A 19,250-nucleotide genomic window follows, 5' to 3' on the forward strand; every position below is an offset into this window, starting at 1 on the left:
ATCATGGCCACACAAACCGCTACCAGCACCTCGGACTTCATCAAGAATCTCGGCAAGATGTACGGCACCTACACAGGTGGATTCCTCGCATTCATCTTGTTGCTTGCCGTTCTCGAGCAGGTCGGCGTTCCCAACAAGATCCTCGGCTACCTGTTCGTATTCTTTACGCTCGCGGTCTACGCCATTATCGGCATCATGACGCGAACCGCCCAGGTCTCGGAGTATTATGTCGCCGGCCGGCGCGTCCCTGCGTTCTACAACGGCATGGCAACAGGCGCCGACTGGATGTCGGCGGCATCCTTCGTCGGCATGGCCGGCACTCTCTTCCTGCTTGGCTATGACGGCCTTGCCTGGGTGCTTGGATGGACCGGCGGCTTTGTGCTGGTGTCCATCCTGATTGGACCATATCTGCGCAAGTTCGGCGCCTATACGGTGCCCGACTTCCTGTCGTTCCGTTACGGCGGCAATTTTGCACGGTTTCTCGGCGTGATCGTGCTCGTTGCCTGCTCCTTCACCTATGTGACGGCGCAGATTTACGGCACCGGCCTTATCGCATCGCGATTCCTCGGCATGCAGTTCGAACTCGCGGTGTTCGCGGGTCTGGTCGGAATCCTGCTTTGCGCCATGCTGGGCGGTATGCGGGCGGTCACCTGGACGCAGATCGCGCAGTACATCGTGCTGATTGTCGCCTATCTGACGCCGATCGTGATCCTGTCCACCATGAAATACGGAGTTCCGATCCCGCAACTCACTTATGGGCAGGCGATCGCGGACATTACCGCGCGAGAGCAGCAGATGCTGGGGGCGGGTCTGGCCACGGCCGCGACGCTCAAGCCGCATATCCAGCCCTTCATCAACTATAGCCCGCTCAACTTCTTCGCGATCATCATGTGCATGATGGTCGGCACGGCGTCACTGCCGCATATCCTGATGCGCTATTTCACCACCCCATCTGTGCGTGAGGCGCGCCAGTCGGTGGCGTGGTCGCTGCTGTTCATCTTCCTGCTGTACTTCTCGGCGCCGGCCTACGCGGCCTTCTCGAAACTGGAAGTCTATACCAACATCATCGGCAGGGACCTGACGGCCATTCGCCCATGGTTGTTCAGTTGGGGCGAGCTTGGGCTGATCCAGATCTGCGGCAAGAACGCGGCCAACATCGATGCCGTCGTTGCGGCCTGCAAGGCGATCGCCGGACATCCCGGCGTGGTGCGGCTGCAAGACTTCGTCATCAACACGGACGTGATCGTGCTCTCCACGCCGGAAATCGCGGGCCTTCCATATGTGATCTCGGGTCTGGTAGCGGCCGGCGGCCTCGCCGCAGCGTTGTCCACCGCTGACGGGCTGCTGCTCGCCATCGCAAACGCGTTGTCGCACGACATCTATTACAAGATGATCGACCCCAACGCGCCCACCATTCGCCGTCTCACCGTGGCGCGCGTTCTGCTCGTGGGCGTTGCCGTAATCGCGGCTGCGACGGCCGCCACCAAGCCGGCAGACATCCTGGCCATGGTCGGCTGGGCGTTCTCGCTTGCGATGGCAGGCAACTTCCCGGCCCTCGTGATGGGCGTCTGGTGGAAACGCACGACGGCGACGGGTGCGATCTGCGGCATCATTGCCGGCTTCGGACTCTGCCTGTTCTATCTGGTGACGACCAGGTATTTCCCGGGCGCGGGCGTGAAGTATTTCGGCATGACGGCACTGACCAACCCGCTGACGGGAGCGCCGGTGGTCGATATTGCCAAAGCCATGGCGCTGCCCAACGCCATGGAAAGCTTCCCGACGCTCGCGCACCCGCTGGCGAACAAGGTTGGCTGGTTCGACCTTACCAACATCGCCTGCGGACTGTTGGGAGCTCCGCTCGGCTTCCTGGTCATCTATGTCGTCAGCAAGCTCGGTAGGGAGCCGTCGAGGGAAATGCAGGCCTACGTCGACGATATCAGAAGGCCGCGAGGCAGGACGGTGCTTGAGGAAAAAACCACCTGAGACGTCGTGACGGTTCACGGTCGGCAGACGGGGCCCTTCAGGGCCCCGTCTTTGTTTGACGCGCAATGGCCGTCTTGCCCGGACACGCTGCCCTTGCCATTGTTGCGCAAGAGGCTCGTTGCGAAAGTTGAGTTGCTCGTCCCACCGCGATGCGGCCCGGCTGCGAGGAGAAACGTCCTTGGATAGTGCAACGTCACTTGCTGCATACTGGTACTTCCATCTGCCCAATTTCCTTCTGGCGGCGTTGATGTACACATTGCTTGGCCGCGTCCTGCTTGGCCTGATGGTCGATGCGGACTCGCCCAACTACATCTGGCGGTTCTTTTGCCGCATCACCGATCCCGTCATCGCGGTCGTCGCGGTGGTGACACCGAGGGTCACTCCTCCGGTGGTACTTTGGCTGTTCGGGTTTGTCTGGCTGTTCTGGCTGCGGGTCGCGCTTCACTACACATTGCTGCTGTTCAAGCTCGCCCCACGACTCGGCGGAGCGGCACCATGAGCCGCAATTTCTACTTCATCGGAATTGCGTTCTTCGGAATGATCAACGGCATATTCAACCAGCTCTCGCTGATCTTCACGCTGCTGTACGTGCAGATGCTCGCCGGCCCCTTGCTGTTTGGAAGCCTGTCGCTGACGCTGATGTTCGCATCGCTGATGGTTTCCACCGCCACCGTCATTCTCGGCGGGATTCCGGCGGCGATCTACGAACGGATCACCGGTGCCGACGAGTCAAACAGTGTCTCGCTGTGGATATGGCTGGCAGGCACCGCAATTCTGGCGCTTCCCGCGGTCGGGAACTTTCTCAAGATCGGGCTGTAACCGTTGGTGCGCAGTGTTGAGGGCTGGCTGCGCCGGCGCTAGGCTCGCCCGCTCAAGCTGAGGTGGCAGATACTCTTTGTCAACGGAGTGGCGGCTCATGGAAGAGGTGCGCCGTATCGCCTATGAGACTGTGTTGCGCGCGTGCGGGTTCGCCTCGTTGGCTATCTTCTGCGTGATGATCGGCATGTCCTTCCTCCCGCGCGCCGCCTTTCAGGCGGGAGGTTTTCTGAGCATGACAATGACGCTTGTGCTCGCCTTCAAGGCCCGAGAGGCGCGATCCAAGGATCACCGCCGGACCGAGATGTGGCTCTATCTTCCCAAGGAGCTCCGTCCGCCCCAAGCCCATGCGCAGAAGACGATTTCAGCGGTGATGCGGGAGACCTATCTGCTGTTTGCGCGCTGGACCGCGATCATCTCCATCGTGATGTGGACGGTCGCGTTGGCCTTCTCCATCATTGGACTTTAGTCTGAAATTTGAAAAGGCGCGACGAGGCAAATTGTTTGCACTCTTATTTGAGCTGCAGGGCGCAGCCCGAGACGGCGAACATTTTCTAAGACCTTCGGCTGTCACGCGAAAATGCATTTTCCTCTCTTCAACCGGCGTCGCCCAACACTTGCGCAAGTGAGAGGCCGCCCACGCGCAAGGTCTGCGTCTGACGAGTTGATGGAACTCCTGCCAGCCGAAAGTACTATTGGGGCGTGCCTGCCAAACATGTAGGTGAAACCGCTGACAAATTGCGCGTCGATCTGCCACAGACAACGCATTTCAAGAAGACAGGCAGATCGACACAATCTAACAGGGAGCGGAAGCATTCAATGACGGCAACAACGATGACCCCGGCGCGTCCCGCCGGCATGACGAAGGACGAACGCTTCGTCATCCTTGCCTCCTCGCTCGGTACCGTCTTCGAGTGGTACGACTTCTACCTGTACGGATCGCTGGCCAGCATCATCGGCGCGCAGTTCTTCTCCGCCTATCCGCCGGCAACCCGCGACATCTTCGCCCTGCTTGCCTTCGCCGCCGGCTTCCTGGTGCGTCCGTTCGGCGCCATCGTGTTCGGCCGCGTCGGTGACATCGTCGGCCGCAAATACACGTTCCTTGTGACCATCCTGATCATGGGCCTGTCGACGTTCATCGTCGGCCTGTTGCCCAACGCCGCGACCATCGGCATCGCCGCGCCGGTCATCCTGATCGCGCTGCGCCTGCTGCAGGGCCTGGCGCTCGGCGGCGAATATGGCGGTGCGGCAACCTATGTCGCCGAGCACTCCCCGCAGGGCAAGCGCGGCTACTACACCTCATTCATCCAGACCACCGCGACGCTCGGCCTGTTCCTCTCACTGATCGTGATCCTGTTCACGCGTACCGCGACCGGCGAACAAGCCTTCGCCGAATGGGGCTGGCGCATTCCGTTCCTGGTGTCGGTGCTGCTGCTCGGCATCTCCGTCTGGATCCGGTTGCGGCTGAACGAATCGCCGGTGTTCCAGCGCATGAAGGACGAGGGCAAGAGCTCCAAGGCGCCGTTGACGGAAGCCTTCGCCAACTGGAGCAACGCCAAGATCGTGCTGCTCGCTTTGATCGGCGGCACCATGGGCCAGGGCGTGGTCTGGTACACCGGCCAGTTCTACGCGCTGTTCTTCCTGCAATCGATCCTGAAGGTCGACGGCTATACCGCCAACCTCCTGATCGCCTGGTCGCTGGTGTTCGGCACCGGCTTCTTCATCGTGTTCGGTGCGCTGTCCGACCGGATCGGCCGCAAGCCGATCATCCTCGCCGGCTGTGCGATCGCGGCGCTGACCTTCATCCCGATCTTCAAGATGATCACCACCAACGCCAACCCGGCGCTGGAAAAGGCGATCGAAGCTACCAAGGTCGAAGTGGTGGCCGATCCCAAGGGCTGCGGCGACCTGTTCAACCCGGTCGGCACCCGCGTCTTCACCGCGCCTTGCGACACCGCGCGGGCCTACCTCGCGCAGTCGTCGGTGAAGTATTCGACGACCTACGGCCCGGCCGGCTCCGGCGTGAAGGTCGTCGTCAACGGCAAGGAAGTGCCGTACGCCGACGCCAAGAGCTCCAACCCGGCGGTCCTGGCGGCGATCCAGGCGGCCGGCTATCCGAAGACGGGTGACGCCGGTATCGTGAAGATGTCGCATCCCTTCGACATCTTCCGCCCGCAGGTTGCGGCCGTGATCGGGCTGCTGTTCATCCTGGTGATCTTCGTCACCATGGTCTACGGCCCGATCGCCGCGATGCTGGTCGAACTGTTCCCGACCCGCATCCGCTATACCTCGATGTCGCTGCCCTACCATATCGGCAACGGCTGGTTCGGCGGCCTGCTGCCCGCGACCGCCTTCGCGATCGTGGCCTCTACCGGCGACATCTATGCCGGCCTCTGGTACCCGATCATCTTCGCGGCAATCACCGCGGTGGTCGGGTTCCTCTTCCTGCCCGAGACCAAGGACGTCGATATCAGCAAGACCTGAGACGAAGCGCGCTACCAGCGCTTGCTCGATCGGCCGCGGAGCGATCCGCGGCCGATTTGTTTTATTTCGTGCTGCCAACGAACTGCAGCACGACCTCGCGCCGGTGCGGCCTGGCGCGATGCTCGATCAGGTAGATCGCCTGCCAGGTGCCGAGCGCAAGTTCGCCATCCAGCACCGGAACCTGCAGTGAGGTGGACGTCAGCATGGTCTTGATGTGCGCCGGCATGTCGTCGGGACCTTCGGTGTCATGGCGCCATCCGCCATTCTCGGGTGCCAGGCGGCGCAGCACGGTCTGGAGATCCTCAAGCACGGTCGGATCGGCATTCTCCTGGATGGTCAGCGACGCCGAGGTGTGACGGATGAACAGCGTCACTTGCCCCTCCGCCCCGCACGCCTCGCGCAGGAATTTTGCGACCTCCGAGGTGAGGTTGGTGAAGCCGACGCCCGGCGTGTGCACCGTCAGCAGCGACGACACGATGGTGGTGGCACTGACGGTTGATGGGGCGCTGCGCGAGAGCGATCGGGTCGAGGTCATGAGCGAAACCGTCGTAGGAGGAATCAAATCTTCCCCGACGCGTCGCGCTGCACGCGGTTGGCCATCTCGACCAGGCGGCGCCAGGCGCGTTCGAGGAACGACATCATGCGGTCCATATCCTGATCGCTCGGCAATGGAATCTCGATCCTGCGTCCACCCTCCGCGACCTTCGGCTCGCCCTTCTTCAGCGAGTCCGATTTCGGCAGCGCCTCGTCGGTCTTGCCGGTGATGGTCGGATCGCGCTGCGCGAGCTCGGCCTTGAGCTTTTCGTTCTCGGCCTGCAGCCGGCCGATTTCCGCGTCCATCGCGGCGCGCTCGTCGGGTATGGCATAGCAGGCCCAGCCCGCACCCGCATTATTGTTGCAGGTCGAGACCGTGCCGGTCCTGGTGTCGAGCCGCAGCACGCCATCGGCGGTGGTCGACAGCGCGTAACGACCGTTCTCGGTATCCGGCCGGGATTGAGCAAAGGCCGCGCCGCTCAGGCCCAGGCTCAACGCCACACCGGTTAGGGCAGTGAGGACTTTCGAGGACGACATCGCCTGGCGCATCGGCTTGCTCCCGCCTCAGGAAAGGTTGGCCTATACATCCGACGTATAGGGCGGCCGGCCCGACTTCAATGCATCGGCCAGCAAATCCAGCCGATCCTGCCCCCAAAACACCTCGCCATCGAGCACATAGGCCGGCGACCCGAACACGTCGGCCGTTATCGCATCCTGGCGATTCTGCTCATAGGCCGCGCTGATTGCCTCCGAGGCGGAACGTTCCACCAGCTTGCTGCCGGGCAGGCCGGATTCGTCGGAGAGCCGCGCTACGGTCGCAGGATCGGCGAGGTCGAGCTGATCTTCCCAGACCGCGACAAAACCGCGCTTGAGCAAAGGATCGGGATCGAGCCCCGCCTCGATTGCGGCGATGACCACGCCATCGGCGAGGCGGGCATTGAACGGCCAGTGCGCCGGCTTGAGATGAAACTGCAATCCGCGCCGGTCGCGCCAGCGCTGCAGTTCCACCATCCGATAACGTTGCCGGACCGGGTGGCGCTTCAGAAGCGGAAGTCCGCCGGTCTCCGAGAACAGGTCGACCAGCACCACGGGCTTATAGTTCACCTTGAGATCAAAGCTGCCGACGAGATCGCGGAACGGCCGGTCGCCGATATAGGCCCAGGGAGATTGAAACGAGAAGTAGTAATCGACCTGGCGCGACATGACGGCTCCGGACGGGATTGGTGCGACGATGCATGCATCCCAACAGAGCGTCCGGACCGGCGCAAGACCGCCACGGCCTGAATGCCGGCTGTTGCGATGCGATGACAGGTCGCAGACATCTGGAATAACTCCAAATAAGTGCAGTCGAATCAATGCACTAACTGGTTGTTACGCAATCTTGACTTGATCGGACACGGTAAGTATGGTCCGCGCGGCTTTTGAGGGTGGCGGCGCAATTTCCATCAACCGCAGCATCGTTTAGTGTCTGCCGCATGGCGGAAAACAAAAACGACAACGCAAGTGGAAATCGCGACCAGTCGTCGTCCGACGAAGCTGCGCTTTCCGCAAGGCTCGGAAGTCTGGATCATCGGTTGTCCGAAATACGCGACAGCCGCAAAATCAGGACTGATCAATCCGGAACTGAAAGCGGAGACGGTGCCGCCAGAGCTTCCGCGATGGCGCTCGGTTTCCGCCTTTCCTCGGAATTGGTCGCGGGCGTTGTCGTCGGGGCGGTGATTGGCTGGGGATTCGACCGTCTGCTGTCGACATCGCCGTTCGGTCTCATCGTGTTCCTGCTGCTCGGCTTCACTGCCGGCGTGGTCAACGTGGTGAGGTCTGCGCGCGTAGCCTCAGGCAAGCGCTGAGCACTGGCGGAAGTCACGACATCTGTAATTCGATTGCCGGCGGGTAAGCCGGGGGACCAAGAGCCGCGCGGATGAAAATCGATCCGATCCACCAGTTCAACATCGAACCTCTCTTCACGATCGGCCATATCGGCAATCACACGATCGCCTTCACCAACTCATCGCTCTACATGTTCGTCGCGGTGGCGGTGATCTCGGTGCTGATGCTCGCCAGCGGTCGGCAACTGGTTCCCGGGCGTCTGCAGTCGGTCGCCGAAATCTCCTACGAATTCGTCGCCAGCACCATCCGCAGCACCGCCGGCGCGGAAGGCATGAAGTTCTTCCCGCTGATCTTCTCGCTATTCATGTTCATCTGCGTGTCGAACCTCGTGGGCATCATCCCCTACACGTTCACGGTTTCGAGCCATCTCATCGTCACCGCGGCGCTTGCGCTGCTCGTGTTCTTCACCGTCCTGATCTACGGCGTCTACAAGAACGGACTGAAGTTCTTCAAGATTTTCGTGCCGTCCGGCGTTCCGATCTACATCCTGCCGCTGGTCATGTTCATCGAGATCCTGTCGTTCTTCCTGCGGCCGGTCTCGCACAGCGTGCGTCTGTTCGCCAACATGCTGGCCGGCCATATCGCGCTGAAGGTGTTCGCGGGTTTCGTCGCGATGCTCGGCGTCTCGCTGGGCGCCGTCGGCTGGCTCGGCGGCGTGATGCCGCTGGCACTCACGGTCGCGCTGACCGCCCTCGAACTGCTGGTCGCCTTCCTGCAAGCCTATGTGTTTGCGATCCTGACCTGCATCTACCTCAACGACGCCATTCATCCGGGACACTGAGCGGTCCGGGGAATTTCCACCCACATCTGACTTTCTCTCCAAGGAGTACACTATGGAACCGGCAGCAGCTAAACTTATCGGCGCGGGCATCGCGTGCATCGGCATGGGCGGTGCGGGCGTCGGCGTGGGCGTCATCTTCGGCAACTACCTTGCCGCGGCCGTGCGCAATCCGTCGGCCGCCCAGGGCCAGTTCGGCAACCTGATCTTCGGCTTCGCCGTGACCGAAGCGCTCGGCATCTTCTCGCTGCTGATCGCGTTGCTCTTGCTGTTCGTTCCGCTCTGAGCGGCACACTCTTGCGCCGCCTGCGGGCGGCGTCCGTGACAGCTACAGGAGAACTCCATGGCTGAGAGTCATGGCGAAATATCAGGCCAGAAGGCCGGCGCCCACACCGAAGCCGATGGCGGCCACGGCGGAGGTTTTCCTCCGTTCGATTCGTCGACCTTCGCCTCGCAACTGGTGTCGCTGGCCATCGCCTTTGTCGCGCTCTACATCATCGTGTCGCGTTTCGCGCTGCCGCGTGTCGGCGGCGTGATCGAAGCGCGCCAGAACATGATCGAGGGTGACCTGGCGGAAGCGCAGAAGCTCAAGGACGAGTCCGCCGCTGCGCTGAAGGCTTATGAGAACGACCTGGCGGCCGCGCGCTCCCGCGCTCAGGCCATCAGTGCAGAGACCCGCGAGAAGCTGAACGCGGCCTCCGAAGCCGAACGCAAGGCGCTGGAGGACAAGCTCGCAGGCAAGCTCCACGACGCCGAGAAAACCATCGCGGCGACGCGGGCGGCGGCGATGAGCAATGTCCGCGGCATCGCGGCGGATGCGGCGACCGCGATCGTGCAGCGGCTCACGGGCGTGGCGCCGGATGGCACTGCGGTGAACAGCGCCGTCGACGCCTCGCTGAAGGGACAAGCCTGATGCTCACCGAACCGGAAACCTGGGTTGCGATCGCCTTCGTCATCCTGATGGTGGTGTTTGCCTATCTCGGCATCCATCGCACGGTGCTGAAGGCGCTGGACCACCGCAGCGAACGCATCAAGGCCGAACTCGACGACGCCCGCCGTCTGAAGGAAGAGGCCGCAAAGCTGCTCGCCGAATACAAGGCCAAACGCTCGACTGCCGAGCGCGAGGCCGAGGAGATCGTCGCGAGCGCCAAGGCGGATGCCGAACGCATCGCGGCCGAGGCAAAAACCAAGATGGAAGATTTTGTCGCGCGGCGGACCAAAACCGCCGAGAACAAGATTGCGCTCGCCGAAGCCCAGGCTTTGGCGGATGTCCGTGCCGCCGCGGCGGATGCCGCCGTGACGGCTGCGTCCACCATCCTGTCGCAGTCGGTCAAGGGTTCCATCGCCGACGACCTCCTGGCGAAGGGAATCGCCGAGGTTCGCTCCAAGCTGAACTGAGCGGTCTCAACGCAAATCAAAAAGCCGGCGCGAGACGATCGCGCCGGCTTTTTTGCTATCCGATGTCATCGCCCGCGAAGGCGGGCGATCCAGTAACCCGCGACACCAGTGATTGAGCCGAGAAGCCGCCGCGTACTGGATACCCCGCCTTCGCGGGGTATGACGAGTTCGGCGTGCTGGCCACGCAGCCTCCGCTACTTCTTCCGCACCGCCTTCGGCTTTGGCTCGGGCTTCAGGGCCTGCGGGTCGAAACCGATATAGAAGATGTAGTTCTCGGCAACATCGGCCGACGGCGCCGGAAAGGTCATGTCCTCGGCCACCAGCGTGAAGGGCTCGCTGCCGGATTCGCTCATCGTCACCGTGGTCTGATAGGCCTTGGTTGCGATCGTCTTTTCCGAGACGCCGCCCTGCACCACGGCGACGCGCAGCGGCACCTGGACGGTCGGCGGGGCGCCGGCGGGACCAACGATGACCCGGCCCTGGATGCCGATCCTCGCCGTGATCTCGCCGCCATTGAGCGCGCATTCGCGCGCGGTGCGGGTGATCGTCGCCTGGAACCGCAGATCACTGCCAACCGGCTCCTTGCCGGGCGCCCCCACCGCGTAAGTCGAGGCGCCGGACCGGATCGCCACCGGCGGACAGAGGACGTCCGATTCGTTGCTCGGACCCTCGGCCGGCGCCGCCGGCTTTTCCGCCGGCTCCTCAGACTTGCCGCCGCCGAACAGGCTCTTGAAGCGATCGGTCAATGACTGTGCGGCCGCTGGCGCGGCCAGGGTGCCACAACCAAGCGCAGTCGCCACCACAGAGGCGAACGCGGCCCTGATCACACGATGTCTTGCCATGCGAAATCCCTGCCATCCCATTTCCCGGGCGGCGTTATAGCAGCGCAATGGCGGCGAACCCAAGGCGCTAACCAGGGCGCTAACCGAGGCGCGAGGAACCCGGGTGCTAACCCCGGAAATCCTCATGCAACAGGCCAAACAGCAGGTGATCCTGCCAGATGCCATTGATGCATAGATAGCGCCGCGCCAGGCCCTCGCGGGTGAACCCGCATTTCTCCAGGACGCGGATCGAGGGCGCGTTGGATGGGATGCAGGCGGCCTCGATACGGTGCAGACTGAGCTCTCCGAACAGCGAGGGCAACAGCACCCGGAGCGCCGTGGTCATGTAGCCGCGATGCGCATGGGGCTCACCGACCCAATAGCCGATGGTGCCGGCCTGCACGATGCCACGACGGACATTGGCAAGCGTGATGCCGCCGATCATCACGCCGTCCACTTCGCGGAAGATGATGAAGGGATAGGAGCGGTCGGCGGCGATGTCTTCGGCGTAGCGGCGCAGGCGGCGGCGGAAGCCCGCCCGGGTCAGATCATCGGACGGCCAGATCGGCTCCCAGGGAGTGAGATAGGCGCGGCTCGATTCGCGCAACTGCGCCCATTGCGGAAAGTCGGACATTTGCGGCGCGCGTAGCAGCAGGCCCTGACCGCGCGGCATCAGTGCGGCCGGTCCGCTGGATGGCAAACGAAACAGGGCCATGCCCTTGAACTCCCTGCCCGCTATCGGGGCTGCCTGTCTATCTGTTTGGGCATGATCTTTTCGGAAAACCGGAAACCGTTTTTCCGGATCATGCCCTAGTGCAGGAGCGTCTTCGCCTTCGACCGAGTCAATCCTTCCGCAAAAGACACTGCCGTGTCCAGACCTCTGCCGCTGCCGAGTGCCACCACCGCGGGCCGGCTGCGCGCGAGCAGCGCACGGGCTGCATTGCGGGTCGATTCGACGCTTACCGAATCGATCCGGCTCACCAGCTCGTCCACCGTCAGCGGCCTGCCATAGGCTAGCACATGGCGTGCCAACTGTTCGGCGCGAGAGGAACAACTCTCCAGCGCCATCAACAGCCCCGCCTTCATTTGCGCCTTGGCGCGGGCGACCTCGGCCTCCGTCAGGGTCTCCACGGCCTCATTGATCACGTCCACGATCACTTCCATCATTTCCGGCGCATCCGACGGATCGGTGCCGGTGTAGAGGCCGAAAAAGCCGGTATCGCTATAAGGGGCGTGGAAGGTGTAGATCGAGTAGCACAGGCCCCGCTTCTCCCGCACCTCCTGGAACAGCCGCGACGACATCCCGCCGCCGAGCGTGTTGGTGAACACCTGCAGCGAGAACAACGACAGGTCGGTCTGCGGCACGCCTTCCAGCGCCAGCGTCAGATGCGCCTGTTCGAGGTCACGGTGCACGACGCGGGAACCGCCTTGGCCGAACATCGCCGGCAGCGGCTTTGGCGCAGGCGTCGCATCGAAGCTTGCGAACCTTTGCGCGGCCTCTTCGACGAGCCGCTTGTGGTCCACCGCGCCGGCGGCCGCGATCACCATATCAGGCCCGCGGTAATGGGTTGCGAGGTAGCCCCGCAGCATGTCGCGATCGAACCCCTTCAGCGTCTTGGCAGTGCCTAGCAGCGAACGGCCCATCGGCTGGTCCGGATAGCAGAGCTCGTTCAGGTGCTCGAACACGACGTCGTCGGGCGTGTCCTGTGCCGCGCCGATCTCCTGGACGATGACGCTCTTCTCGCGCTCGAGTTCATCAGGCACGAAGGAGGGGTTGGCGAGGATGTCGGCAAGCACATCGAGCGCCAGCGGAACGTCCGCCTTCATCACCCGCGCGTAATAGGCCGTGGTCTCGGTCGAAGTGCCGGCGTTGAGATCGCCGCCCACGGCCTCGATCTCCTCGACGATCTCGCGCGAGGAGCGCCGCGTCGTGCCCTTGAACGCCATATGCTCGAGGAGGTGCGAGATGCCGTGCTCGTTCGGCTGCTCGTCGCGTCCACCGACGCCGGCCCACACGCCGAGCGCGGCCGTCTCCAGATGCGGCATGGTGTCAGTGACGATGGTCAATCCGGATGGCAGCTTGGTGACCTCAACGCTCATCCGGTTACTCCCTGCTTGGCGGCGCGGCTCACCGACAATACGAACTTTTCGACTTCCGCCTGATCGCTTTTCATCACCTTGAGGTGTTCGGGTTTGGTCATCAATCCATCGAGCCAGGCCGGCAATTGCGGCCGCACCCCGCAGGCGGCCTCCACCGCATCGGGGAACTTGGCCGCATGCGCGGTCGACAGCACGATATTGGGAATCCTCGAATCGGCGCTGTCGCGGTCGGCGACCGCCAGCGCCACCGCGGTGTGGGGATCGACGAGATCCCCGGCCTCGCGCCAGGCGGCGCGGATCGCTGCCGCAGTCTCGGTCTCGTCGGCCTTGCCTGCGTCGAACTCCTCGCGGATCGCCGCCAGCGTCGCAGCCGGCAACACGAAGCGGCCGGACTGCTTCAGGGAGTCCATCAGCCGCCGCACGCTGTCTGCGTCGCGTCGGCTTGCCTCGAACAACAGCCGTTCGAAATTCGAGGACACCTGGATGTCCATTGACGGCGAGGTCGTGGCGTGAACCTCGCGCACCTCGTAGATGCCCGTCTTCAGCGTGCGCGGCAGGATGTCGTTGACGTTGGCCGCGATGCGCAAGGACCGGATCGGCAAGCCCATGCGCTTGGCAACGTAGCCTGCAAAGATGTCGCCGAAATTGCCGGTCGGCACCGTGAAATCCACCACCCGGGCCGGCGCGCCGAGCGCAACCGCTGAGGTGAAATAGTAGACCACCTGCGCCACGACACGCGCCCAGTTGATCGAGTTCACGCCCGACAGCGATACGGCGTCGCGGAAATCGTGATGGTTGAAGAGCCCCTTCACGATCGCCTGGCAATCGTCGAAGGTGCCTTCGATCGCCAGCGCATGGATGTTGGCTGCACCGGTCGTCGTCATCATCCGCCGCTGCACGTCGGAGATGCGCCCCTGCGGGAACAGCACGACGAGGTCGACATTTTCGAGATTGGCAAAGGCCTCGACCGCAGCCGCCGCCGGTATCGCCTGATGTCGCGACCACGATCGTGGTGCGCTGTGAACGCTTCGCCAGCACGTGATCCATCAGCCGCGAGATCAACTGCATCGCGACGTCCTTGAACGCCAGCGTCGGGCCGTGGAACAGCTCCAGCAAGAATTGATTCGGGCCGATCTGGTCGAGCGGTACGACGGCGGGATGGCGGAACGTCGCATAGGCTTCGTTCGCCATGCGGCCGAGATCGGGATCGGAAATCTCACCGCCCGCGAACGGCCTGATGACATCAACCGCGACTTCCCAATAGGGCCGTCCAAAGAAGCCGGCGATGGTTTCGCGCGACAGAACCGGCCAGCTTTCGGGCACATACAGGCCGCCGTCGCGGGCGAGCCCGGTCAGCATCACATCACAGAAACCGAGAGCCGGGGCCTCTCCCCGGGTCGAAACATACCGCGTCAAACCGCCCTCCAAAGGCTCAAGCCTTTATCTTAAGCCTTTGATATCATGGAATTTATCGAGTTCGCGCTACGCGGACTCGAAAAACCACCATAAAGGGTTTTCGCCCCAAGGGGAAACCGCTTCTTGTGCGGCGCTGCCGCAAGGCGCGGCCGGCCGGTCGGCCTGTCGAAGGCGCACCGCCACATGCGCAGAGATGCGCTGACCCGTCGACGGCTTCGCAACGATTGCCGCCTTTCTCGGGCGCCTCCATAGCGCTCGTATTCGACGACCTACCGGCAAAAACCCGCCGGAACCATTGCCGCTTCTTCCCGTTTATGTCCGCCGTCGAGGCAAGGGGAGCACCGATCGGCGACGCCGCCGACGCTCCGGCACATTAGAGGAAAGGAAGAAGATGAAACGGATACTGTTGATCGGCGCTGCGCTTGTGGTGTCACTGCTGGGCTTGACTGCATCGGCTTCGGCAAGGCTCGGCATTGCGCCGATGTCCACGAACGACACGCTGATCCAGATCAGGGGCGGGCACGGACACGGCTGGGGGCATGGACACGGATGGGGGCACAGGGGTGGCCGCGGGCATCATTACGGCTGGTATCGCGGGCGCGGGCATCACTACGGCTGGCGTCACCGCCGCTATTACTAGGAATCGCCGGTACTAGGAATCGCCTGCGTAGCCCTGCTGTTCCCGAATTGCCCCGGCAGAGGCGAATGCAAGCGATGAGAACGGTCGCGCCTTCAGGCGCGACCAGTTCCGCAGGCGATAAAGTCAGCCCAGTGCCATTTCGACGGCGATACGGATCAGGTCGGAATGATTCTTGGCGCCGAGTTTCTGCTTCAGGAGCGAGGTGGTGTTGGCAACCGTCTTGTAGGAGATGCTGAGCGCCGCGGCGACCTCGCCGATCTTGTCGCCCCGGCCGAGCAGCCGCAGGATCTCCAGTTCGCGTGGCGACATCAGCGAGGCCGGATTGGCCTTGATGGCGGCGCCCGAAAAGGTCACGGCCTCGGCAAGATGCGGCGAAATGAAATTGTCCCCTGCGGCGACCCTGCGGACGGCTTTCACGAACACCCTGGGATCGTCGGTCTTCGAGACATAGCCCTGTGCGCCGGCCTCTACCGCGCGGACCACGAAGGCCGGATCGTCGTTCATGCTGAACATGATGATCCTGGCCTCCGGATCGTCCTTGCGAATCCGGCGCATCAACTCGAAGCCGGAAACATCCGGGAGGTTGATGTCGATCACGGTAACATCGGGCTTCTTGCTGACATAGGCCCGGTGACCCGACTTGGCGTCAGTGGCTTCCTCGATCTTTACCGAACTGTCGGAAGCGAATAGCGATCTGCACCCGGACAACACCACCGGGTGGTCGTCGACAATCAATATTCTTGTGGCCGGTTTCGGCCTATCTTGCATCACTTGCATTGTGTATCCAGAACATAAATCCCCGGGAACCCGTGAAAAGGGAAAACCACCGGAGCGAATTAGAATTATCCAAATGTGGAATAGGTGTTCGCTTCGGACGCGGTTCTTCCTCCCGCTCGGTATCATGTTCGTAGCCGCGCTCCTAGTTGGAGCGATCTCGCTGCAGCTTTTCGCGCCGGCGCAACTGTCGGACGAGGGCGCGGCGGCCTCACGTTCGGCCATGGTGGTTGCCGACGCGCTCAACAGCGCGCTTCGGACGTCGGCCAACCCGCAGGCGACGCTGGATGCCTTTGCCCAAGCGTTAGGGACGTCCGAAGCCGTCCGCTTCCAACCCGCTGGTGCAAGCCAGCCGCTGCAGCCGCCGGTCGAGGTGCGAACCCCGATCGGACGGGTGCCGAGATGGTTCGTGAACCTGCTCACGATACCGGAGGTGGGGGCATCGTTTCCCATCCGGATCGAAGGAAGGCAGGTCGGCGAGATCATTTTCTCGCCCGACCTGTCGGCCGATATTTTCGAGAAGTGGATCGGCTTTGTTGCGATCACGGTCTCCGCGGTCGCGCTGACCCTGCTCACCGGTTTTATCGCCTCTTTCACCGCTGGCGCCGTGCTGCGTCCCCTGCAGGATCTCGGCCAGGGCCTCACCCGCATGCGCGGGGGCGATTATGAGCAGTTCATTCGCCCGTCGGGCCCGCCCGAGATCCGCCAAAGCGCGGAAGAGGCCAACGAACTTGCCCGTACGCTGAGCCAGCTCAGCCAGGACAATCGAGGCCTGCTGCGCCGGATCGTCTCGCTGCAAGACGACGAGCGGCGCGATATGGCGCGCGAACTGCACGACGAACTCGGACCGCTCTTCTTCGGCATTCGCGCCAAGACGGTCGCGTTGCTCGAAGCGATCCCGCAAGGCGAGGCGCCGCTTGCCGCCTCCGCCGAGGGCATCCTGCAATCGGTCGAGGCGCTGCAGCAGGCCAACCGCCGCATCCTCGACCGGCTGCGGCCGCTCTACATCCAGGAGTTGGGGCTGCAGAAGAGCATCGAGACCTTGCTGCAGTACGCCCGCGCGCAGGCGCCCGGGCTCAAGCTCGTCTCGCACATCGACGACAGGCTGAATGCGATCGAGGGTCTGCTCTCGCAGACCGTCTATCGCGTGATCCAGGAGAGCATCACCAACGTGCTGCGCCACGCCCGCGCCAGCTCGGTCACCGTGGAAGCGTCGATGAAATCGGCGGAGCTGACCGTGGAGGTATCCGACGACGGTATCGGCTTTCCCAAGGACTGCGTCTTCGGCCGCGGCCTGACCGGGATGCAGGAACGGGCGCGCGCGCTCAGCGGCACGCTCGAGCTGGTGCGCGAAGACGGACGGACCATTGTACGTTGCCACCTGCCGGTCGACGGCGCGCTTGGCTGATCGCCCGTAGCCCGGTTGGAGCGCAGCGCAACCCGGGCTACGGGGCTGCGGTTGCATGCTCTAGGCGCGGCGCTGGCCGCGCATCCACAATGCAAACGCGATCAGCACCGCAACGGCGAGCGTGAACCAGGTGATGGCGTATTGCATGTGGTCGTCCTTGAGATTGACCTTCAGCGGTCCGGGCTTCGGAATGCCGCTGTCGGGCACGGGCGACTCCAGATCGATATAGAAGGGTGCGATCGACCTGCCCTCGCCCCAACCGAGCGCGGCGGCCATCGCGAGATGATTGCGCACGAACCACAGGCGCTTTGCCGGACTTTCCTTCGGCGTCAGCGAGCCGGCGGCCTCAGGAAAGCGGAGATAGCCGGTCAGCTTGACCGGTTCGCCTGTGATCAGCGGAGCAACCGCGCGGTCCTCTTGGGCACGATCCTGCATCGTGTTCTGCACAAAGCCGGCATTGACCACCACGATCTCGCCACCAGGCAGGCGCGCCGGGAGAAACGCCCAGGTGCCGGGACCGGAAATGTCGTCGCGGACCGCGGAGCCGGAGCTGAACACCATCGCATCCGGCAGCTTCGCATAGGTCGCCGTGAGCGTGACGCGGCGGAATTCGTCGCTCACCGGGCGGAGCGCGCCCCATTGCGAAGGCTGCGGCAGCGCGTCGGGCGCCGCTGCCAGGCGCTCGTTGAGGGCCGCGATCAGGGCATGCTTCTCGACCCGGCGCTGCAATTGCCAGATCCCGAGGCCTGCGAACACCACTACCAGGATCAACGTGAAAATGCCGAAGCCGGCGGCACCGCGCTGGTGCGAGGGTGGTGCGGTCATTTCTGCTCGCGCTTGATCAGCCGGCCCTCCGCCGCCTTGTGGTGGAACTGGAGCGCGATCAGAAGCGACTTCATCGAACGCAGCGGCAGCAAGGTGGTGACCACGATCAACGGCAGCCAGAGCACCGCATGCACCCAGAACGGCGGCTGGTACTTGACCTCCACGATCAGGGCGCAGGCGACGACGATCGCGCCTGCCAGCATGATGATGAAGATCGCCGGCCCGTCACCGGAATCGATGAAGGCATAGTCCAATCCGCAACTCTCGCAGCGCGGAGCGAGCGTGAGGAAGCCCGCATAGAGCTTGCCCTTGCCGCAGCGCGGGCAGCGGCAGGCAATGCCGCGGAGCGCGCTCTCGGTGATCGTCGGGGGAGTGTCGGCAGGCATCAGTGGCGTTCGATCTTCACTTGCGGAAAACAAAAGGGCGGCCGTCTGGCCGCCCCTTTTAGCACATCGCTGCGGGCTAGTGCGCGGCGTGCGCCATGGTTTCGGCGCCGCGGCCCCAGACGTAGATGCAGATGAACAGGAACAGCCAGACCACGTCGACAAAATGCCAGTACCAGGCGGCGAACTCGAAGCCGAGGTGCTGCTTCGGCGTGAAGTGGCCGGCATAGGCGCGGAAAAGGCAGACCAAAAGGAAGATGGTGCCGATGATCACGTGGGCGCCGTGGAAGCCGGTCGCCATGAAGAAGACGGAACCGTAGACATTGCCGCCGAACGAGAACGTCGCGTGGGCGTATTCATAGGCCTGCACGCAAGTAAACGCCGCGCCGAGCAGCACGGTCAGGATCAGGCCGTATTTGAGGCCCTGGCGGTCGTTCTCGAGCAGCGCATGGTGGGCCCAGGTCACCGTGGTGCCGGAGGTGAGCAGCAGGAGCGTGTTGAGCAGCGGCAGGTGCCAGGGATCGAAGGTCTCGATGCCCTTCGGCGGCCAGGTGCCGGGCACGGCGCAGGCGCCGGCAGCGGTGCCGGGACCGCAGCCGAACACCGCGTCGCGGGTGGCATGGACGGCGTCGGCCGGGAACAGCGCGGCGTTGAAGAACGCCCAGAACCAGGCGACGAAGAACATCACCTCGGAGGCGATGAACAGGATCATGCCGTAGCGGTGATGGAGCTGCACGACGCGGGTGTGGTCGCCCTTGTACTGGGCTTCGCGGATCACATCGCCCCACCAGCTCGCCATGGTGTAGAGCACGCCGATCACGCCGATGCCGAACACGATCGGCGCGCCCGTGAACATGTGGTGCATCCAGCCGATGGCGCCGAAGCACATGACGAAGGCCGAGATCGAGCCGACCACCGGCCACGGGCTCGGATCGACAAGGTGGTAATCGTGATGCTTGACGTGCGCCTCAGCCATTGCGTTCTCTCCGTTCGCGTGCCGTCA

At 63.3% G+C, this 19,250-nt stretch carries 22 protein-coding genes and 1 pseudogene; 12 read left to right on the top strand and 11 right to left on the bottom strand.

Features of this window, described 5'->3' with window-relative positions; genetic code table 11:
* Positions 1-3 precede the first annotated feature (3 nt).
* The 5 genes from ACVJGD_RS24955 (at position 4) to ACVJGD_RS24975 (ending at position 5,283) form a co-directional block, all read left to right on the top strand.
* On the top strand, positions 4-1,983 hold the full coding sequence (locus tag ACVJGD_RS24955) for a sodium:solute symporter family protein (RefSeq protein ID WP_456636794.1): 1,980 nt from the start codon (positions 4-6) through the stop codon (positions 1,981-1,983).
* A gap of 178 nt (positions 1,984-2,161) precedes the next feature.
* Entirely contained in the window at positions 2,162-2,482 is a 321-nt protein-coding gene (locus ACVJGD_RS24960; protein WP_456636795.1) for a hypothetical protein, read from the top strand.
* Complete coding sequence (locus ACVJGD_RS24965; protein ID WP_456636796.1) at positions 2,479-2,802, top strand: hypothetical protein; 324 nt, start codon at positions 2,479-2,481, stop codon at positions 2,800-2,802. The genes ACVJGD_RS24960 and ACVJGD_RS24965 overlap by 4 nt, the downstream gene beginning before the upstream one ends.
* Before the next feature lie 232 nt (positions 2,803-3,034).
* Entirely contained in the window at positions 3,035-3,268 is a 234-nt protein-coding gene (locus tag ACVJGD_RS24970) for a hypothetical protein (RefSeq protein WP_456636797.1), read from the top strand.
* Between the two features lie 389 nt (positions 3,269-3,657).
* Positions 3,658-5,283, top strand: a complete 1,626-nt coding sequence (locus tag ACVJGD_RS24975) for an MFS transporter (protein WP_456640361.1) — start codon at positions 3,658-3,660, stop codon at positions 5,281-5,283.
* A gap of 61 nt (positions 5,284-5,344) precedes the next feature.
* Here the strand turns inward: ACVJGD_RS24975 and ACVJGD_RS24980 are convergent, their stop codons facing one another.
* Genes ACVJGD_RS24980 through ACVJGD_RS24990 form a run of 3 tightly spaced genes read right to left on the bottom strand, consistent with a single transcriptional unit; the run spans position 5,345 to position 7,020 of the window.
* Positions 5,345-5,818 carry a secondary thiamine-phosphate synthase enzyme YjbQ gene (locus ACVJGD_RS24980; protein ID WP_456636798.1) on the bottom strand — a complete coding sequence of 158 codons (474 nt, stop codon included), beginning with the start codon at positions 5,816-5,818 and terminating at the stop codon, positions 5,345-5,347.
* A 23-nt stretch (positions 5,819-5,841) separates the two neighbouring features.
* The gene (locus ACVJGD_RS24985; RefSeq protein ID WP_456636799.1) at positions 5,842-6,366 is read right to left on the bottom strand and encodes a hypothetical protein; all 525 of its coding nucleotides are present in this window, start codon (positions 6,364-6,366) and stop codon (positions 5,842-5,844) included.
* Positions 6,367-6,396: 30 nt separating this feature from the next.
* A complete protein-coding gene (locus ACVJGD_RS24990) occupies positions 6,397-7,020 on the bottom strand; it encodes a DsbA family protein (protein WP_456636800.1) in 624 nt (207 codons plus the stop codon).
* Between the two features lie 272 nt (positions 7,021-7,292).
* Between ACVJGD_RS24990 and ACVJGD_RS24995 the strand changes: the two genes are divergently transcribed.
* From ACVJGD_RS24995 to ACVJGD_RS25015, 5 genes are all read left to right on the top strand, one after another.
* Complete coding sequence (locus ACVJGD_RS24995) at positions 7,293-7,664, top strand: AtpZ/AtpI family protein (protein ID WP_225116915.1); 372 nt, start codon at positions 7,293-7,295, stop codon at positions 7,662-7,664.
* A gap of 71 nt (positions 7,665-7,735) precedes the next feature.
* On the top strand, positions 7,736-8,485 hold the full coding sequence (locus ACVJGD_RS25000) for a F0F1 ATP synthase subunit A (RefSeq protein ID WP_456636801.1): 750 nt from the start codon (positions 7,736-7,738) through the stop codon (positions 8,483-8,485).
* Positions 8,486-8,537: 52 nt separating this feature from the next.
* Positions 8,538-8,768, top strand: coding sequence for a F0F1 ATP synthase subunit C (locus tag ACVJGD_RS25005; RefSeq protein WP_027537362.1), 231 nt, complete (start codon positions 8,538-8,540; stop codon positions 8,766-8,768).
* A 57-nt stretch (positions 8,769-8,825) separates the two neighbouring features.
* Positions 8,826-9,395, top strand: a complete 570-nt coding sequence (locus tag ACVJGD_RS25010; RefSeq protein ID WP_456636802.1) for a F0F1 ATP synthase subunit B family protein — start codon at positions 8,826-8,828, stop codon at positions 9,393-9,395.
* Entirely contained in the window at positions 9,395-9,880 is a 486-nt protein-coding gene (locus ACVJGD_RS25015; protein ID WP_456636803.1) for a F0F1 ATP synthase subunit B family protein, read from the top strand. The genes ACVJGD_RS25010 and ACVJGD_RS25015 overlap by 1 nt, the downstream gene beginning before the upstream one ends.
* A gap of 194 nt (positions 9,881-10,074) precedes the next feature.
* On the opposite strand, the gene ACVJGD_RS25020 is transcribed toward ACVJGD_RS25015, so the two are convergent.
* The 4 genes and pseudogenes from ACVJGD_RS25020 to thrC form a co-directional block, all read right to left on the bottom strand.
* Positions 10,075-10,722 (bottom strand): hypothetical protein, encoded by a 648-nt coding sequence (locus ACVJGD_RS25020; protein ID WP_456636804.1) that lies wholly within the window; start codon positions 10,720-10,722, stop codon positions 10,075-10,077.
* A 106-nt stretch (positions 10,723-10,828) separates the two neighbouring features.
* Entirely contained in the window at positions 10,829-11,416 is a 588-nt protein-coding gene (locus ACVJGD_RS25025) for a GNAT family N-acetyltransferase (RefSeq protein ID WP_456636805.1), read from the bottom strand.
* A gap of 95 nt (positions 11,417-11,511) precedes the next feature.
* Entirely contained in the window at positions 11,512-12,801 is a 1,290-nt protein-coding gene (locus ACVJGD_RS25030; protein WP_456636806.1) for a M16 family metallopeptidase, read from the bottom strand.
* A pseudogene (thrC, locus tag ACVJGD_RS25035) lies at positions 12,798-14,217 on the bottom strand (threonine synthase). The gene ACVJGD_RS25030 and the pseudogene thrC overlap by 4 nt, the downstream one beginning before the upstream one ends.
* Positions 14,218-14,608: 391 nt before the next feature.
* Here thrC and ACVJGD_RS25040 point away from each other — a divergent pair.
* Entirely contained in the window at positions 14,609-14,857 is a 249-nt protein-coding gene (locus ACVJGD_RS25040; protein ID WP_456636807.1) for a hypothetical protein, read from the top strand.
* A 123-nt stretch (positions 14,858-14,980) separates the two neighbouring features.
* Here the strand turns inward: ACVJGD_RS25040 and ACVJGD_RS25045 are convergent, their stop codons facing one another.
* Positions 14,981-15,625 (bottom strand): response regulator transcription factor, encoded by a 645-nt coding sequence (locus tag ACVJGD_RS25045; RefSeq protein ID WP_456640362.1) that lies wholly within the window; start codon positions 15,623-15,625, stop codon positions 14,981-14,983.
* 133 nt (positions 15,626-15,758) lie between these two features.
* Between ACVJGD_RS25045 and ACVJGD_RS25050 the strand changes: the two genes are divergently transcribed.
* Positions 15,759-17,039: a histidine kinase gene (locus ACVJGD_RS25050; protein ID WP_456636808.1), complete on the top strand. Its 1,281-nt coding sequence runs from the start codon at positions 15,759-15,761 to the stop codon at positions 17,037-17,039.
* A gap of 60 nt (positions 17,040-17,099) precedes the next feature.
* Here ACVJGD_RS25050 and ACVJGD_RS25055 read toward each other — a convergent pair whose 3' ends face one another.
* The 3 genes from ACVJGD_RS25055 to ACVJGD_RS25065 all read right to left on the bottom strand — a co-directional run bounded on the left by ACVJGD_RS25055 (position 17,100) and on the right by ACVJGD_RS25065 (position 19,223).
* Positions 17,100-17,864 carry an SURF1 family protein gene (locus ACVJGD_RS25055; RefSeq protein ID WP_456636809.1) on the bottom strand — a complete coding sequence of 255 codons (765 nt, stop codon included), beginning with the start codon at positions 17,862-17,864 and terminating at the stop codon, positions 17,100-17,102.
* Positions 17,861-18,250: a DUF983 domain-containing protein gene (locus ACVJGD_RS25060; protein ID WP_456636810.1), complete on the bottom strand. Its 390-nt coding sequence runs from the start codon at positions 18,248-18,250 to the stop codon at positions 17,861-17,863. The genes ACVJGD_RS25055 and ACVJGD_RS25060 overlap by 4 nt, the downstream gene beginning before the upstream one ends.
* 76 nt (positions 18,251-18,326) lie before the next feature.
* Positions 18,327-19,223: a cytochrome c oxidase subunit 3 gene (locus tag ACVJGD_RS25065; RefSeq protein WP_456636811.1), complete on the bottom strand. Its 897-nt coding sequence runs from the start codon at positions 19,221-19,223 to the stop codon at positions 18,327-18,329.
* Between the last annotated feature and the right edge of the window lie 27 nt (positions 19,224-19,250).

This window comes from Bradyrhizobium sp. USDA 10063 (genome assembly GCF_054063735.1).